This window comes from Peribacillus sp. NPDC097198 (assembly GCF_044762055.1).
Taxonomy (GTDB): Bacteria; Bacillota; Bacilli; order Bacillales; family DSM-1321; genus Peribacillus.
Window position 1 is genome coordinate 51,394 of sequence record NZ_JBIWDO010000010.1, and the last position, 17,459, is coordinate 68,852.

At 37.3% G+C, this 17,459-nt stretch carries 17 protein-coding genes; 15 read left to right on the forward strand and 2 right to left on the reverse strand.

The annotated features are described in order from the left end of the window. Nucleotides 1–50: 50 nt before the first annotated feature. Nucleotides 51–500 carry a hypothetical protein gene (locus ACIQXQ_RS16695; RefSeq protein ID WP_402958957.1) on the forward strand — a complete coding sequence of 150 codons (450 nt, stop codon included), beginning with the start codon at nucleotides 51–53 and terminating at the stop codon, nucleotides 498–500. A 49-nt stretch (nucleotides 501–549) separates the two neighbouring features. Further along, nucleotides 550–753, forward strand: a complete 204-nt coding sequence (locus ACIQXQ_RS16700; RefSeq protein ID WP_402958959.1) for a hypothetical protein — start codon at nucleotides 550–552, stop codon at nucleotides 751–753. An 87-nt stretch (nucleotides 754–840) separates the two neighbouring features. On the opposite strand, the gene ACIQXQ_RS16705 is transcribed toward ACIQXQ_RS16700, so the two are convergent. Next, entirely contained in the window at nucleotides 841–1,281 is a 441-nt protein-coding gene (locus ACIQXQ_RS16705; RefSeq protein ID WP_402958961.1) for a GNAT family N-acetyltransferase, read from the reverse strand. A gap of 119 nt (nucleotides 1,282–1,400) precedes the next feature. On the opposite strand from ACIQXQ_RS16705, the gene ACIQXQ_RS16710 reads away from it, so the two are divergent. From ACIQXQ_RS16710 to ACIQXQ_RS16760, 11 genes are all read left to right on the forward strand, one after another. Next, a complete protein-coding gene (locus ACIQXQ_RS16710) occupies nucleotides 1,401–1,853 on the forward strand; it encodes a MarR family winged helix-turn-helix transcriptional regulator (protein ID WP_402958963.1) in 453 nt (150 codons plus the stop codon). A gap of 24 nt (nucleotides 1,854–1,877) precedes the next feature. After that, the gene (paiA, locus tag ACIQXQ_RS16715; RefSeq protein ID WP_402958966.1) at nucleotides 1,878–2,396 is read left to right on the forward strand and encodes a spermidine/spermine N(1)-acetyltransferase; all 519 of its coding nucleotides are present in this window, start codon (nucleotides 1,878–1,880) and stop codon (nucleotides 2,394–2,396) included. A gap of 260 nt (nucleotides 2,397–2,656) precedes the next feature. Next, entirely contained in the window at nucleotides 2,657–3,415 is a 759-nt protein-coding gene (locus tag ACIQXQ_RS16720) for an SDR family NAD(P)-dependent oxidoreductase (protein WP_402958968.1), read from the forward strand. A 152-nt stretch (nucleotides 3,416–3,567) separates the two neighbouring features. Further along, on the forward strand, nucleotides 3,568–4,152 hold the full coding sequence (locus ACIQXQ_RS16725) for a helix-turn-helix domain-containing protein (RefSeq protein WP_402958970.1): 585 nt from the start codon (nucleotides 3,568–3,570) through the stop codon (nucleotides 4,150–4,152). Nucleotides 4,153–4,354: 202 nt separating this feature from the next. After that, entirely contained in the window at nucleotides 4,355–5,416 is a 1,062-nt protein-coding gene (locus ACIQXQ_RS16730; protein ID WP_402958972.1) for an LLM class flavin-dependent oxidoreductase, read from the forward strand. A 203-nt stretch (nucleotides 5,417–5,619) separates the two neighbouring features. Continuing rightward, nucleotides 5,620–6,153 carry a YehS family protein gene (locus ACIQXQ_RS16735; protein ID WP_402958974.1) on the forward strand — a complete coding sequence of 178 codons (534 nt, stop codon included), beginning with the start codon at nucleotides 5,620–5,622 and terminating at the stop codon, nucleotides 6,151–6,153. A 516-nt stretch (nucleotides 6,154–6,669) separates the two neighbouring features. Next, entirely contained in the window at nucleotides 6,670–6,906 is a 237-nt protein-coding gene (locus tag ACIQXQ_RS16740) for a hypothetical protein (protein ID WP_402958976.1), read from the forward strand. Between the two features lie 38 nt (nucleotides 6,907–6,944). Next, on the forward strand, nucleotides 6,945–8,033 hold the full coding sequence (locus ACIQXQ_RS16745) for an immunoglobulin-like domain-containing protein (RefSeq protein WP_402958978.1): 1,089 nt from the start codon (nucleotides 6,945–6,947) through the stop codon (nucleotides 8,031–8,033). Nucleotides 8,034–8,439: 406 nt separating this feature from the next. Beyond that, on the forward strand, nucleotides 8,440–10,380 hold the full coding sequence (locus ACIQXQ_RS16750; protein ID WP_402958980.1) for a DNA/RNA helicase domain-containing protein: 1,941 nt from the start codon (nucleotides 8,440–8,442) through the stop codon (nucleotides 10,378–10,380). A gap of 323 nt (nucleotides 10,381–10,703) precedes the next feature. Beyond that, a complete protein-coding gene (locus tag ACIQXQ_RS16755; protein WP_402958982.1) occupies nucleotides 10,704–11,615 on the forward strand; it encodes a VanW family protein in 912 nt (303 codons plus the stop codon). A gap of 228 nt (nucleotides 11,616–11,843) precedes the next feature. After that, nucleotides 11,844–12,290, forward strand: a complete 447-nt coding sequence (locus ACIQXQ_RS16760; protein WP_402958985.1) for a hypothetical protein — start codon at nucleotides 11,844–11,846, stop codon at nucleotides 12,288–12,290. Nucleotides 12,291–12,486: 196 nt separating this feature from the next. Here ACIQXQ_RS16760 and ACIQXQ_RS16765 read toward each other — a convergent pair whose 3' ends face one another. Then, nucleotides 12,487–14,781, reverse strand: a complete 2,295-nt coding sequence (locus tag ACIQXQ_RS16765) for an immunoglobulin-like domain-containing protein (RefSeq protein WP_402958988.1) — start codon at nucleotides 14,779–14,781, stop codon at nucleotides 12,487–12,489. Nucleotides 14,782–15,066: 285 nt separating this feature from the next. Between ACIQXQ_RS16765 and ACIQXQ_RS16770 the strand changes: the two genes are divergently transcribed. After that, nucleotides 15,067–16,275 carry a TcaA NTF2-like domain-containing protein gene (locus ACIQXQ_RS16770; RefSeq protein WP_402958990.1) on the forward strand — a complete coding sequence of 403 codons (1,209 nt, stop codon included), beginning with the start codon at nucleotides 15,067–15,069 and terminating at the stop codon, nucleotides 16,273–16,275. A 283-nt stretch (nucleotides 16,276–16,558) separates the two neighbouring features. Further along, nucleotides 16,559–17,458, forward strand: coding sequence for a PEP/pyruvate-binding domain-containing protein (locus ACIQXQ_RS16775; protein ID WP_402958992.1), 900 nt, complete (start codon nucleotides 16,559–16,561; stop codon nucleotides 17,456–17,458). The last annotated feature ends 1 nt before the right edge of the window (nucleotide 17,459 follow it).

Consider the following 17,459-nt stretch of genomic DNA (forward strand, 5'->3'; position numbering starts at 1 on the left):
CACTGAAGGGGACGGATTACAAGCTGGAACAAGGCGAAAATGCCATCAAGGTGTATAAACATTGCCCTTCTCTTGAAGCGCTGAACTCTATCCAGGACGGATCAGGTGAGAGTAAGATTTCCGTGGTTGAGAAGGACTCTTTCTTTTATAAAACTTATGATGTGAAGGCATCCGTTGATTTACAAAGCCAGCTCAGCCGGTATATAGGGGATGTAACGAGCAACACCTTCATACAATCCATTATTCTTCAAAAGCTGGACCAATCGGATCTTAAACTGGAAGTAGCCCTTCCGTATAAGCTCTTTGGCTCAAATAATGCCGATGAGGAGAATGGCAATACCCTATCCTGGGATATCTCGACAGCTACTGAAACGCCTGTCGAGTTTGAAGTGATTGTTCCGAAGGTTAAAACGATCGCCACTACGGCGGGAATTATGGTTGTCTTCATTATCGGGGCTGTCATCTTGATTGTGAAAGGCAAGAAAAAGAGGAAACAATAGAGGGGAGACTTTCATGTAGCATGTTAATAAATGAGGGGAGTGGAAAGAAATGAAATTTAAAACAAAGTTATATCTAAGTGCAGCAGCTTTAGTTGTTTTGATGAGTATCTTTTTAGTTACCACTAAGTCTTATTTTAATAATCAAGAAATAAATGTAGCGAGTGATCAATGCTATGAAAAAGAGGGGCAACCGAATGTTAGTATGACTGCCCTTACTCTTAATTATTCTTTTTCTTGTGAAAGTGAACAATAATTACCTTAATAAAAGTGTAACTTATATGACATCTATCAACCTGACAAGCTTTTTTTTGTCGGGTTTTCTTTAGTGTATTGGTCGTCTCTATTTACTGGATAATTCCTTCATCATTAAAATATGTGGGATTCCGTCTTCCATAAATAGATCGGATGAAGTCTGATATCCGAGTTTGTCATAAAAGCCTTCTGCCTGTTTTTGTCCATGCAATTTAACTTTGGATACTTCATTTTTTTCTGCTATTTCTTCTAATACTTTTATGATTATTTTTCCATAACCCAATTTACGGTAAGGTTTTAGGATGCAAATTCTTTCTAGCTTACCAAAGCCATCAACGGTTCTTATTCTGCCTGTACCTACTGGTAGTTCATTATGATAAGCCAAAATGTGTTCGCATTGACTATCAAGTGTATCAAATTCGTCAAATTCATCTTCTAATGGAACGCCCTGTTCTTCAACAAATACCTTGCTTCTGATATGGAATGCCTGTTTTAGCTCATTCTCTTCGATTATCTTTTTTACTTTCACTTTTCTTCGTCCTTTCTCAACTGTTTCAAGTTATATCGTACAATATTTTTTGTTGCAAATGCAACAAAAATCCATTAATATTTGTATAAGTAATTACGAGTTATTGGGGTGTTGAACATATGAAGGAAGTTCTTCGTGAGATTGGAATGGTAGCAAGGGCCTTGGATTCTATAAGCAATATAGAGTTTAAAGAGTATGACCTTACAAAAGGGCAGTATTTGTACCTTGTGCGCATATGCGAGAATCCAGGAATCATTCAAGAACGGTTAGCAGAAATGATAAAAGTAGACCGAACCACGGCAGCTCGTGCAATAAAGAAATTGGAGATACAAGGTTTCATTGAAAAGAGAGAGGATACACATAACCAAAAGATCAAAAAGCTTTTCCCAACTGTAAAAAGCGAAAGCGTTTATCCTTTCATAAAAAGAGAACATGATTATTCCAATGCAGTCGCATTAGCTGGATTATCCGAAGAAGAAGGAGAAACCCTTTTTCGTCTTCTGCAAAAAGTGAGAAAAAATATAGAAATAGACTGGGAATATGTGAAAAAGGGAAACAAGAGAAATTATTGATAAGTAGAGGAGCGGACTATTACAATGTCGATACATATACGAAAGTGTACCCTTGAAGATTTGCCACTACTCCAAGAGATTGGCTGCGAAACATTTAATGAGACATTCAAGGATCTGAATTCGCCCGAAAATATGAAAGTTTATTTGGAAGGGGCCTTTAATTTAACACAATTAGGAACGGAATTATCCAATCCCTCTTCGGAATTCTTTTTTATCTATTGTCATACAGAAGTCGCCGGGTATTTAAAGGTGAATGTCGATGAAGCCCAGACAGAAAAGGAGGGTGATGAGTCACTTGAAATTGAGAGAATTTATATAAGAAAGGAATTTCAAGGGCAGGGATTGGGTCATCATCTTATAAATAAAGGAATAGAATTGGCGAAAGACCAGAGTAAGAAGAAAGTCTGGTTAGGCGTTTGGGAAAAAAATGAGGGGGCCATCAAATTTTATGGAAAAATGGGCTTTACTCAGAGTGGAACGCATTCCTTTCACATGGGAGATGAAAAACAGACCGATCTTGTTATGACTAAAATACTTATGTGAATTTGAATGTCCACTTACATTATGACGCTCAATGTATCTAAAAAAAATTGACCTTCAATCAAACCTGACAGGTATTTCTGTTAGGTTTTTCTAGTCTGAAAAAGTGTTTTGTAACAAGATTTTGCCATTGCAACCTCCGGGAAATTTACAGTTTTAAATCATACCTATGGGGTAAAGTATAAGAGAGTTAGGGAATTTATCCTAAATGGAAATACACTAGAAAAATACCGATTAATCATTTACTACATGGAGGTTTTTTCATGACAACTAAGAATAAAGTAGCGATTATCACAGGAGCAGGAAGCGGTTTAGGACAAGCTACAGCGGTTCGAATGGCTGAAGAAGGAGTCAATATCGTTGTAGTGGACGTTAATGAAAAGGGTGGGAACGAAACAGTTGAAATGGTGAAAAAATTAGGAGTGGATTCTTTTTTCATCAAAACGGATGTTTCCAAAGCAGAAGAAGTGAAGAACTATGTGGATAAAACAGTAGAGAAATATGGCCAAATCGATTATTTCTTTAACAATGCAGGGATCTCTGGTAGCGGTAAGTATTTCTTGGATACGGACGTGGAAGAAATTGAAAAGATCGTTCAAATCAATTTAATGGGTGCTTTATATGGCGTTCGTTATGTAGCCGAGGTCATGCTGAAAAATGGCAGTGGATCGATTGTTAATACAGCTTCAAGCGCGGGTGTGATCGGACAGGATTCAGTAGTGACCTATTCCGCTACGAAACATGCTATTGCAGGGTTAACGAAGTCCATGGTGGCTGAATATGCAAAAGAAGGTTTGCGCGTGAATGCAATTGCACCAGGACCTACTGAGACACCGATGGTCAAGGCTTTCTACGAAGCTAATCCGGCCATGAAAGAGAACGCAACGAAGGGCATTCCTCAAAAAAGACTGGGAACTCCTGAAGAGGTTGCGGAACTTGTAACCTTCCTATTAACGTCTAAAGCCGAATATATCAATGGAGAAGTTATTCGCATTGATGGTGGATTTACTAATACCAAATAATCATAGATCAGCAAAAAGCCTGTTTCGATTGGAACAGGCTTTTTGTATGCTCACTTATATGGCATTCACCTCTCAAACTGGAAAACTCAACGGAGCGTTTGTTGCCGGATCGGGTCATACCTCTTATGATGTAATGAGTAGGGGGTGAATCAATGGATAGTAGCAAAGTGGGCCATTTGATTTTACGATTGCGGAGGGAAAAAGGGTTCACGCAAAAGGAATTGGCCGACAGGATGAACCTTTCTGACCGGACCATTTCAAAATGGGAGCGTGGCCAAGGCTGTCCGGATATCTCCCTGTTACCGGAATTGTCCTCCCTCCTAGGTGTGAACATTGAACATATTCTGGAGGGCGAACTCGCTTCCAATGATTTTGTAGGAGGAAATATGAAAAGGTCAAACTATTTTGTGTGTCCATCTTGTGGGAATATTACCTTAAGCACCGGTAACGCTGCTGTTTCTTGTTGTGGAAGAAAGTTGGAGGCACTTGTACCGAAGAAAGCGACGGACGAGGAAAAGCTGGAAGTTACACAGGTTGAAGAGGATTGGTTCATTTCAAGCGATCATCCTATGACCAAAGAGCATTATATTTCTTTTATTGCCTTTGCTACAGGAGACCAGGTCCAACTTATCAAACAATATCCGGAATGGGGGCTGCAAACCCGCATTCCGAAGCGTAAACACGGCATGTTGCTTTGGTACTGCACGCAGCACGGTTTGTTTTATCAGTTGATTTAAGGAGAAAAAAAGCCATCAATCTATAAAATAGTTCTACCAACAGGCAGTCAGCCCTTGATAGGGGCCCTGCCTTTTTACTGTGGATAAGTGAATTGGAAATTTGAGAAGTATTCACATGATATTGTATGATGAATGATAGGATCTTTTTTAATGATAAGAACGGAACATGGTATATCAACCATACATAGAGGGGGGAAAGTACATGGAAATTGGATTGACTACTTTTGTAGAAACGACACCGGATGTAGAAACGGGTAAGGTACTTAGCCATGCGGAACGTATACGTGAAGTAGTGGAGGAGATTGTATTAGCGGATGAGGTGGGGCTTGATGTCTATGGAGTGGGCGAGCATCATCGGAGGGATTATGCGGCTTCCTCACCAGCCGTCGTATTGGCGGCGGCAGCTTCACGGACAAAACGGATACGGCTTACCAGTGCTGTAACGGTGTTGTCTTCCGATGACCCGGTACGAGTGTTTAAGCAATTTTCGACACTTGACGCGATTTCGAATGGACGTGCGGAAATCATGGCGGGCCGGGGTTCCTTTATCGAGTCCTTTCCGTTATTCGGGTATGATTTGGACGATTACAATGAATTGTTCGATGAGAAGTTGGATCTGCTGTTGAAAATCCAGCATTCCGAAAAGGTGACCTGGAGTGGCAAGCATCGTCCAGCCATTCAAAACCGTGGGATTTACCCGATTCCTGTTCAGGATCCTTTACCTGTTTGGATTGCGAGCGGTGGTACTCCACAATCTGTTGTTCGCGCAGGCATGCTTGGACTACCACTTGTTCTTGCGATTATCGGCGGAAGCCCGAGACAGTTTGCAGGGCTCGTCCAACTGTATAAAAGGGCGGTCAAAGAGGCAGGGCATGACCCAAGCAAGTTACCAGTTGCCTCCCACTCACATGGATTCATTGCCGAGAGTACCGATCTTGCAACAGAGAAATTTTTCCCTTCCACTCAGAAAGCGATGAACGTGTTAGGAAGAGAGCGTGGGTGGGGAGAATACACCCGTGAAACCTTCGATTCGGCACGTAGTTTAGAAGGTGCCCTATATGTAGGTGACGCGGAGACCGTGGCGAAAAAAATCATTCACCTTCGTAAAACCGTGGGAATCACGCGCTTCATGCTGCATGTTCCCGTCGGATCGATGCCACATGATGATGTGATGAAAGCCATCGAACTATTGGGTAAAGAGGTGGCCCCAATAGTACGGGAGGAAATTGCGAGATGGGAAGCAGAGGGCGGCGAGGAATCGTAAGCCTTTGAGGCGATTCACCCAAACTTAATGTCGGATCCATCTTTTTTAGGTATAATAAAACATACAGTACACTTACAGCATCCGGGAATCTGTAAACGATTCTCGGATTTTCAGTTGCCTTCGTTTTTAGTATTGGAAGAATTTACTCGGGCAATGATAAAGAGGAAGCTACTGAAAAGGGTGCGAATATAGGAGGTTTATGGATGCATAATCATGATATTTTAATCAGAGTGCGATATGCTCTCGATATAAAAAATAAAGATATGGTAGAGATTTTCAAACTTGGCGGCGTGAACGTGACACAAGAAGAAGTGATGGAGATGCTGACCAAGCCAAAAGAAGACGACTATGACGAATACGACGATGATGATGTCGACTTTTACGAATATGAAGAAGAAGAGGATACAATCAAATGCAATAACAAGATGATGGAGTCATTCTTGAATGGCCTTATCATTTTCAAAAGAGGCAAACAAGAGCCAAAACCGGGACAACCAGAGAGCCCGGCACCAACTGGCAAGGAAAGTGTGAACAACGTCCTGCTGAAGAAATTGAAAATCGCGCTCACCCTAACAAGCGAGGATATGATTGAAATCCTGGGAGACGCAGGAGTCAATATCACCAAAGGGGAGCTAGGCGCCATTCTACGAAAAGAAGGCCACCGGAATTATAAACAATGCGGTGACCGATACGCTCGTAACTTCTTAAAAGGATTAACTTTGAAATACCGGGGATAACTATGGTGGACACGTGCAAGTAGTGGCGACAAGTTTATGCATTAACCCAGTTAGACTCAGTCATTGACTGAGTCTAACTTATTTTATTGTGCTAGAAATACAAATTTTTAGTGACACTAATAAAGTCATTTAAGGATGGAATTAAACGAGTAAAAAGATTATAAAAAAGAAGAAGAACACTCAACTATAATCACATAAACGGAAAATAAAAAAGTAAAATTTTGTATTTTATGTTATAATTTATAAAATATATTAAAGGAATTGTAAAGTTTTCATTGAAGAATTGACGTCTTTAAATCAAGAGTAGGAACGAACCCACCCACCTTTCCACCAATTGTATGCAAGATACCTTAAGAACCTGACTGGTATTTAAGAAGCATCACCTATAAAAATAGGGGGGAGTATAGTAAACTTTCACATGTTTTACTTTGTCTTCGTCCTGTGCAAAAAGTCCTTTAAATAGAGTTGGAAAATTCAATATTCTATTTTATTTTTATAAAACGGAGGGATATTACTGTGAATTTAAGAAAATTTACAATCTATCTAAGTGCTGGCTTAATGACTTTTACTCTTGTATCTCAACCAGTACTTGCTAAATCTACTGATCACCAAAAACCTGTTATTACTGGTGCGAAGAACACAACAATTTATATTGGTCAAATTTTCAATCCCAAATCAAATGTAAAAGCTAAAGATAATAAAGATGGAAATATAACAAAGAAAATAAAAGAAAACCTGGTAAATATACACTGACGTATACTGTTAGTGATAAAGCGAAAAATATACGAATTGTGAAGCGTGTGCTAACTGTAAAAAAAGACAAAATTAAACCAACTATTTCTGGTGTAAGTAATAAAATTATTCAAGTCGGTACATCATTTGATGCTCTTAAAGGTATTAAAACAAATGATAATATCGATGGGAACTTAATAAAGTCAATTAAAGTATCAGGAAAAGTAAATACAAAATCTCCAGGAAAATATACGCTAACATACTCTGTTAAAGACTCATCGGGAAATAGTATAAATGTAAAAAGAATAATTACAGTCGTTGACTCAACAAAGCCAGTCATAAATGGCATTAACGATGTAGAAATTGAAGTAGGAAAAACGTTTGATAAACATACAGGTGTAATAGCTACAGACAATTTAGATGGTATTATTACGAATAATATCGAAGTTATAGGTGATGTAAATACTAATAACCTTGGAAAGTATACTCTAACGTATCGTATCGCTGATAAAGCAGGTAATATTACAATTAAGAAAAGGGTTGTAACAGTTATTGACAAGTCGGCTCCCATATTAAACGGAGTTGATGATGTATCGATTGACTATGGTACTATATTTGATCCAATGAATGGTGTTTTTGCTACTGATAATGTGGAAGGAGATGTCACAGCAATAGTTCAGATTCAAGGATCAGTAAATACATTGAAAGAGGGTACTCAATCGATAAAATATATTGTGTCTGACAAAAGCGGGAATACTACAACAAAGATAAGAAAGATCACGATAAATGAAGCTCCCCTAGTTCTTTTTAGTACTAACCAGGACTATGTCTCACCTGATAATAAATTAACAGTAAATATGGCTAGTACTAATCAAAAAGATGAAGTTGGTTATTATTTATACACCATTAACTACACAATTACAAACAATACAGAAGATGCTATAGATGAGGGATCTTTTAAACTTTACTATGAGGATGGTGGGTCTACTCCTCAATACGGTTTCTTTAACACGCTATATCCTGGAGAATCCACTACAAGATCCTATTCTTTTAAAATTTTAAAAACCCAAAAAGTGAAATGTGTTGAGTATGGCAGCGATCTTTTCTTCAGATCAAAACCTGCAGCAACTTCACTAAAGTGGAAATAATATAAAGGTAACTTACTTAGAGATATAGTATATTTTTGTTCTATATTATTTTTTAAGGTTCCTCAAAATTTCGTTATAAAGCCATTGAAGATATATCATGGTTTAAAGATAGAATGTTGGAACGAAGATTATTCATACAGTACTGAATTAAATGATTGGAAGTTGATGGGGTATATGTTGTGAATCAATTTAAGCGAGTAGGGAATCTTATTAAAAACTATTCTGCACAGACAGCATAATGTAGCCATGTTAAAACGAATAATGAAGGAATGAAGGTAGCCAGCCCGATAAATAAAGGGCTCTGCCTTTTTTTATTTCCATATAAGTTCTGCATTGGAACCTTAGTGTACAATGATATAAAGTAGATTAAAGATTGTGGAACTACAAGGGAAAAGGTGTGTCAGGGATGATTATATATGAGGCGATTAAAAGTGAATTCCTTCAAGATGTTTTTGAAGATAAATTAATAGATAATATCGTAAATAATTACGCGGATAAGGTGGGCCGGATAAATAAAAGTGAATTAAGATCTTGGGATAATTCGATGAAGTATATGCATCTTGTTCTGTTAGATAAGGAAATACCTGATGACGCTGGTGTCGCTATAGAGTTCAAGATTCCTTATACATCAAAGCGTGTCGATTTCTTGATATCTGGCAGTAATGATACGAATCAATCTATTGTAATCGTTGAGCTTAAGCAATGGCAGGATATTGAGAAAGTGGATGGAAAAGAAGCGATTGTTAAGACATTCCTTGGTGGTGGAGTGAGGGAAACCACTCACCCATCTTATCAGGCATGGTCGTACGCGGCGCTAATTGAGGACTACAATGAAAATGTCCAAGATAATCAGATGGAGTTGTATCCATGTGCTTATTTGCATAACTATATCAAAGTGGATGACGATCCTATTATTGATGAAGGCTATCAATATTATGTGGAGAAGGCTCCCGTTTTTCGAAAAGGTGATGCGGCTAAGCTTCGAGAATTCATCAAGACTCATATTAAATTCGGGGATAATAAGGAAAACCTATACAAAATCGAGAATGGCAGGATCCGTCCCTCTAAATCTTTGCAGGATTCCCTCCTTAATATGTTGAAGGGAAATCAAGAATTCGTCATGATTGATGACCAGAAGGTTGTGTACGAAGCAGCAAAGATGCTGGCCAAAGAAGCGCAGAGATCGAATAAAAAGCAAGTGTTGATTGTCAAAGGCGGACCGGGCACCGGAAAATCCGTGTTGGCCATCAACCTGTTAGTGGAGTTGACGGCTCAAAACATGGTTTGCCAGTATGTGACCAAGAATGCCGCACCACGGGCCATCTATGCTAAAAAGCTAAAGAAGGATTTCCGTAAGGGCCATATTGATAACCTCTTTAAAGGGTCTGGGAGTTATATTGATGTTCCGGAAAACACATTCGATGTCTTGATTGTGGACGAGGCGCATCGTTTAAATGAAAAGTCCGGGATGTTTAATCATCTTGGTGAGAACCAGATGAAGGAAATCATTGCTGCTTCTAATTTTTCCATCTTTTTCATTGACGAGCGCCAGCGTGTGACGTTAAAGGATGCTGGGAGCATTGAGACGATTCAACAATTTGCAGACCAATATAATGCCAGTGTATCGACTGCCTTATTGGATTCACAGTTCCGGTGCAACGGCTCGGATGGATATCTTGCATGGATTGATGATGTTCTTCAAATACGGAAAACAGCAAATGAAAGCTATATCGGCAGCAACTATGATTTTCGTGTATATAGTGATCCAGTCGAGATGAGGGATGAAATTTTCAGGCTGAATAAGGTGAATAACAAAGCCCGATTGTTAGCCGGTTATTGCTGGGATTGGAAGAAGGAAGGCAAGAACAACTCACAGATCCATGATATTGAACTGTCGGATCAATTCAGTATGAGCTGGAATCTCGGTAATTCAGACAGCTGGGCAATTGATGAAAACTCGGTTCAAGAAGTGGGCTGTATCCATACATCACAAGGGCTGGAATTCGATTATGTAGGCGTGATCATTGGAGATGACATGTACTTTAGTGAAGATAAAATACAAACGGATTTTACAAAAAGGGCCAAAACCGACAGTTCTTTAAAAGGCATCAAAAAGCTATCGAAAGAAGAACCGGAGAAAGCGATGCAGCTGGCTGATGAAATAATCCGGAATACGTATAGGACGCTTTTAACCAGAGGACAAAAAGGATGCTTTGTCTACTGCACAGATAAGGATTTGGAAAACTATTTACTAGAGCGGGTTAGAGAAATCCAAGTACAGTATCAACCTAATGAGTTTTTCGAAGGGAAGAAGAGTGTGGCTGAGGAACCGGAGTCGTATGAGTGATGGAGGTTTGGTATTTGATAAGGGGAACCGTATCATAAGTAAGTGCAGTATCTGAAAAGAATCACCTAGAACGTTAAAGTAAAGCGTTTCAGGTGGTTCTGTTATGTAATCCCCCAAATTATCCATTTTTTAAGATAAGGAAAACCCGACCATTGTGTAAAATTTGTACATAACGTGTGGATGAAGGCTTGAGTGGTAAGGAGAAATCCTTATGCTCGAGCCTTTTTGTGTATAACTTTTTACATACGTCAATAATATAAAAGGAAGAATTACATCAAAGGACAATCTCCCGTTCATACTAATGTTGGGAGGTATACCGACTTATGATACATATATGGATAACTGGTCTTTTATTATTTGCTCAACCTGTTGAGCTTTCTGACAACTTAACGGTGACCCAACAAGGGCAACCCATAGCTAGTGTTAACCGAGAAAATTTTACACTTCCCCTTCCTGGTACGCCAATGATTGATGATGAAAAATTTGGAGCATTCATCGATAAGCTTGATCAACGAATCTACAGGGCTCCTATAGATGCCAGAATCAACAGTCAAGGGAAAATCGTCCCAGGACAGGTAGGGTATAAACTATATCGACAGGCATTAAAGGAGCAGTTTTATGCCTATTTCTTTGGTAAAGGTTCTTCCAAGATAGAGGTACCAAAAATGGATGTTTATCCAAAAGTGGATAGTGAGTTACTTGCTAACATACGGATACAAAAGATTGGTCAGTACGTGACTTATTTTAATTCTAACAATAAAAGTCGTTCGCAAAATATCTCACTTGCCGCAAAAGCAATTGACAATCACGTTGTTTTTCCTAATGAGACGTTCTCCTTTAACCAAGTTGTAGGGAAGAGGTCTAAAGGCAAGGGGTACATGAGTGCTCCCATTATCGTTAGAGGTGAATTGTCTGAAGGGGTTGGTGGAGGGATTTGTCAGGTGTCATCAACCTTGTATAATGCTGTCGACCGTGCAGGGCTACGAATTGTCGAACGGTATTCCCATAGCAGGCATGTACCATATGTTCCTTCCGGTCGGGATGCTACGGTAAGCTGGTATGGACCTGACTTTCGCTTTCAAAACAAGTATAACCAACCGGTTTTAATTCGCGCTAAACGATATGGAGGAAGTATGATTGTTACACTTTACTCCTCTGACGTGATTAATAACGAACAAAAAGAAGTTCCTAAGGCTCCAGTTAAGTTACCGAAAGAAATCAAAATAAAACCATAAAAAAGTAAACAATGAGGGAGCGATTGCTGAACGAGAGCAGTCGCTTTTTTACTAGTCGGATCCGAGAGTTCTATAATGGTTTTATCAGTAAGTCCAGTGTATAAAAGAACCGCCTTAAACATTTGAAATAAAGTGTTTCAGGTGGTTTTTAATATTGTCTGAAAAGGAGTGGTATCATTAGCGACGAGTTATTAATAAGAAAAGAAAATGTATCGGAGGATAACAGAGATGAATTGGCTTGAATTGAAAGATGAATCGGATATCAAGGATTTACTAGAGCGATTCGGTTATTTTCATGATGGATGCTTGAGGGAAATGCATATGTGGACAGGAACTTGTGTAGATGAGGACCTTTCTATGTCAGTTACGGGAGAAATGGATACGAATGTTAAGATGTTATTTCAACGTCAATACAGCAATCCATCTGCAATTGAATTGCTTTTTGAAGGTGTAACGGGTATTCATATTATCCCGACGCCAGAAAATTATGATTCAATTATCAGAGATGCCATTATTTTAAAAAATAACGGTAATTTTTATTGGGCAGATGACTCTGATTTTCACCATGCAAAAGAAATGGATAATAGCGTGAATTGGATTGCAGCAAAAAAGCTTAAGTGGAGAGAAGCAAACGATTGGATGGGCAAGCAAAACCGATATGGGGATAATGAATAGAGAAAATCACATTTAAGTTAGTTACATAAGTATTTGAGGTTTAAGAACTGCCTAGGACAACATGGGTATTGTAAATAGGAAAACTCAAGGATATATGTCTACATCCTTGAGTTTAATCTAAATCTTTTAAATTAGAATAGCAAGCAAACTAGTTTCATTAGCCAAAGGGATGTAAAGAAAATATGGAACTTCAGTTTTAGATATCAATAGAGTATTGATAAGATTTATTATTTTCAGTTCTGATAGTAACTACAACTTTACTTTGATTTGACCAAATGCCTAACTTGAAACTCATATTTAGTCCCCAGTTTGATGACGGTTTAACTGTAGTGTTACCTAAGTTTTCGAGATCTTCTTTAGAAAAAGTTTTGTATAGAGATTCTTTTTCATATATTTGAACTTGCTCAATAGACACATTTTCCTTGGCTTCTAAATTAAGAAGGGTTATTGATAAACTCTTAATTACATTATTAATAGTAGAAGAGCTAGATTTATATAAATATAAATTTGGACGATCCGATATTGTTACTTCTCTTGAGGCACTAATTCCATCAATTGTTGCTGTTATTGTAATTGTACCTTCTGATAAACTATTTAATACACCATTTTTATCAATTGTAGCGACTGATTCATCAGAACTCTTCCAGACTACGTTTTGATTAGTGGCGTTCTCTGGATGTATATTAGCTGTTAGCTGTTGATTCTTTGCGGTTTTAATAGAAACAGGGGCAATAATTTCAATTTTTGAGACAGCAATTTTTTCTACAGTGACTGTTCGTCGTACTTCTATTGTGTTTCCGCTTGCGTCTACTACGTTATATGTTACTAAGTATTTTCCTTCAATGTTTGTATCTACTGAACCACTTGTTTTAATAGTTTCAGTAATGTCACCATCGTTATTATCTGAAGCAATAACTCCATTTAACAAATCAAATTGTGTATATAATCCAATAGTTATATCTTGTGCGCCAGAAATTACAGGATTGACATTATCAATAACTGTAACAGTACGTTTGACTTTTGCGATATTTCCGGATGAATCAGTGACTGAATAAGTTAATGGATAAGCACCTGTTTTGTTGACATTAACGGATCCATCAACCTGGATAGAAGAAGTTATGTCACCGTCATTATTGTCAGAAGCAGTAATACCTGTTAAGGCATTAAATTTATCGCCAAAATTAATCTGAAAATCTTGTACGCCAGAAATTACAGGATTGATGTTATCAATCACCGTCACCATACGTTTGACTTTTGTAACATTTCCGGATGAATCAGTGACTGAATAAGTTAATGAATAAGTACCTGTTTTATTGACATTCACAGATCCATCAACCTGAATAGAAGAAGTTATGTTACCGTCATTATTGTCAGAAGCACTAATACCTGCTAAGGGATTAAATTCGTCATCAAAATTGATTTGTGTGTTCTGAACACCAGAGATATTAGGCTTGATTATATCAATAACGGTAATTGTACGAGTAACTGTTACTTTATTCTTTGCTTTATCGGTAACGGAATAAGTGAGCTTATAGGTACCAGCCTTTTTGGTATTCACAATACCAGAAACTTTGATGTTTTTAGTAAGGATACCATCAGCATTATCTTTAGCCGAAACCCCGGTTATTGTGTTAAAAGAATCACCCATATTAATAGTTTTATTAGTCGCACCGGAAATAACAGGTTTTGTCGAATCCTTCTTTACGGTAATTGTACGAGTAACTGTTGCTTTATTTTTTGCCTTATCGGTAACGGAATAAGTGAGCTTATAGGTACCGGCCTTTTTGGTATTCACAATACCAGAAACTTTGATATTTTTAGTAAGGGTACCATCAGCATTATCTTTAGCCGAAACCCCGGATATTGTGTTAAAAGAAGATCCAAGATAAATGGTTTTATTAGTCGCACCGGAAATAACAGGTTTTGTCGAATCCTTCTTTACGGTAATTGTACGAGTAACTGTTGCTTTATTCTTTGCTTTATCGGTAACGGAATAAGTGAGCTTATAGGTACCAGCCTTTTTGGTATTCACAATACCAGAAACTTTGATGTTTTTAGTAAGGATACCATCAACATTATCTTTAGCCGAAACCCCGGATATTGTGTTAAAAGAAAATCCAAGATAAATGGTTTTATTAGTCGCACCGGAAATAACAGGTTTTGTCGTATCTTTTTTTACCGTAATTGTACGGGTAACTATCGCTTTATTTTTCGCTTTATCGGTAACGGAATAAGTGAGCTTATAGGTACCGGTCTTTTTGTTATTCACAATACCAGAAACTTTGATGTTTTTAGTAAGGATACCATCAGCATTATCTTTAGCTGAAACCCCGGTTATTGCATTAAAAGAAGACCCAAGATAAATCGTTTTATTACTAGCTCCCAAGATAGTAGGTTTAACAGTATCAGAGGCTGCAAAAGTTAAGCTTGGTACAGAAAAACAGATTAATAAGGATAGAGCTATAAAAATATTTTGTAGTATTGATTTCATTGTTATTTCTCCCCAAATTTATAAATTTTATAATAGTAGTATAACACCATTATTAATAGATTTATCTTAAGGGAACTGAGTAAAAAGAACTAAAAGTTAAATTATTTAGGAATATTAACCTACTGTTTATAATGAATATTTAGTTTTATTAATCTGCTTCTTTTGTATAAAGTTTCTTCCAAATAGAAAATTATTATATTACTATTTTCCTTCCCAAAAAAAATGAAATAGTATATATTAATGAAATAATTGGTAGTGGGGTAAGAGAAAGGAAGAAATCTTATAATGGAATATTGTACCCAATGCGGTCACAAACTAGAATTTGGTCAAGCTTTTTGTACAAATTGCGGAAAAAGGCCTGAAAATCAAGCAAATTCAATGCCTAATTCTTCAATAAAGCTAAAGGAAGAAAGGTCAATAGTATGGAAGAACAACATACTACTTGATAAGAAAACAAAAGTTATCACTTTTTCTATTATCGGTATGGTATTGCTTTGCGTTGTTGCATATTTTGTTGTGAATGCTTTAAAGGAGCCGGAAATGGCTGTTGAAAGTTCAAGTGAGAAGTCTAATGAGGAAGGTCCCAATCCCCATTTAGACGATGAAGAGGAAAATGGAGAAAAAATAGCGAATAATGATGAAGAGGTAATGTTAGAACGTTATACAAAGCAATTAGAAAGACTAAGAATCGTTAGTGAAGGACAGGACATCACGGTCGGTGACTGGGATATTAATCATAATAACAATACATTATACTTTGAAGCTAAAAATATCCCATCAGAAGACTTGGAAAGTATTTTTTCTCTTTATGATGATGGCGACATAGATCCTACAAACACATGGGCAAAAGAAGTAGTTAGCATAGTTGAAGAGCTTGCTGGTGAATTACATACAGATTGGAATATAGAAGTAGGGAATAATTGTGTAACTCAATACCCAAATAAGTTTTCTTCATCAGATTTAATGGATTACTCCGGATCATGTGGTTACTCTATTCCAGTATTAACAGGATCAGATAAAGCTAGCTTAGCATTAATTGTTAACGAAGAAGTATTTTCTTCTCCTGCAAGTGCTGATTCTGAATCGAATAACGAAACATCTTCAGGTACAGAAGCTGATAATGCAAGTAAGGTTGGCTCTTTTATTAAAAAATATATAGAGGCCAGTGTTACGGCAATTAATCGGAAAGATTTTTCGCTTGTAGAACCGTACATTGATCCGAGTGGAAAGACATATAAAGAACAAAAAGAGTATACAACCCATTTAAACAAAAAAAATATTACAGAAGAACTTATGAATCTTGAGGTGGAAAAGATATCAAAGGTAGATGAATCCACTTATGAAGTAGCGACATATGCAGCGTATAAAATAATAGGCAGCGATAGCTCAATACAGTATAAGAATTTTAATAGTGTTCATAAGGTAAAGTTTTTGGAGGATGGAGAGTTAGCTGTAAATGAGCTTCTTAGTTCAACCGAAGTCAAAAGAGACTAATATAGTTATGCAATACGACCTTTTTAAGTAAAACGACGGAAAAGTGAAGAGGCAGAAATGTTATTAAATCAACATTTCTGCCTCTTCACTTTTTGTATTTTTATTAAATCTACCCTCACTCTATTAATATCTTATCTGTAATAAATAGTAATTTATGAGTATTTATTCTTTTGTAGATTGCAAAGTATACTAAATTAGAGTTTAATAAATAAAGTGGTTAAATCCTACTGCGTATTTTGTACTATCATTATAGTGTTAATAAAGAAAAGGGGTTTGTTTTTCAGTGTTTACAGTATTCCTAAAAGAAGCTAACCAAGAATCACTACTAGAAGTTGGGTCTAAAGCATTGCACTTAGCAAACATCATAAACGAGGGTGTAAATATCCCCAACGGATTTGTTCTTAAAGCAAATGCTTTGAAACTTTTCATGAAAGAACATTCTTTACAAACCCAAGTACATAAAGAGGAATTTATTGACGTGTTCATGAAGGCTCCTCTTCCAAAAGAAATAGAGAAGGAAGTTCTATCTTCCTATGAAAAATTGAAGGAACTGACAGGATCCGTTGACTTATCGGTCGCCGTTAGGTCGTCGTCTTCTGCTGAAGATTTAAAAGACGCTTCCTTTGCCGGTCAATATGAGACAATCTTGAACGTTTGTGAGGAAGAACAATTGCTTTATGCAGTCAAACAATGCTGGGCATCCCTGTTCTCCGATCGTGTTCGTGAATATGCGACACAAAAAGATATTTCTTTAGATGCATTTCCGATGGGGATTTTAATTCAGCAAATGGTGTTCCCGGATGTAGCCGGAGTGATCTTTAGTTTGAATCCCATTACTCAAGATCCTAATGAAATCATCATTAATGCGAGTTACGGCTTGGGTGAATCGATAGTTTCAGGAATAGTGACCCCCGATACTTTCATAGTGAATAAAGAAACAAAGTCAATTATGAAAGACTTAGGTTTAAAAGAAGTGAAGATATTGCCTCTTAATAATCAAATCATTGAAGTGGAAACGACACCAGAAGAAAGTGACTCCTTCTGTCTTAATGAAAAAGGCATTTTAGCTTTGGAGTCTGTAACAAGTAAATTAGAGGAATTTTACGAATTTCCCGTTGATATAGAGTTTGCCATTAAAGATGACATGATTTTCGTTCTTCAATCTAGACCCATTACATCTTAGA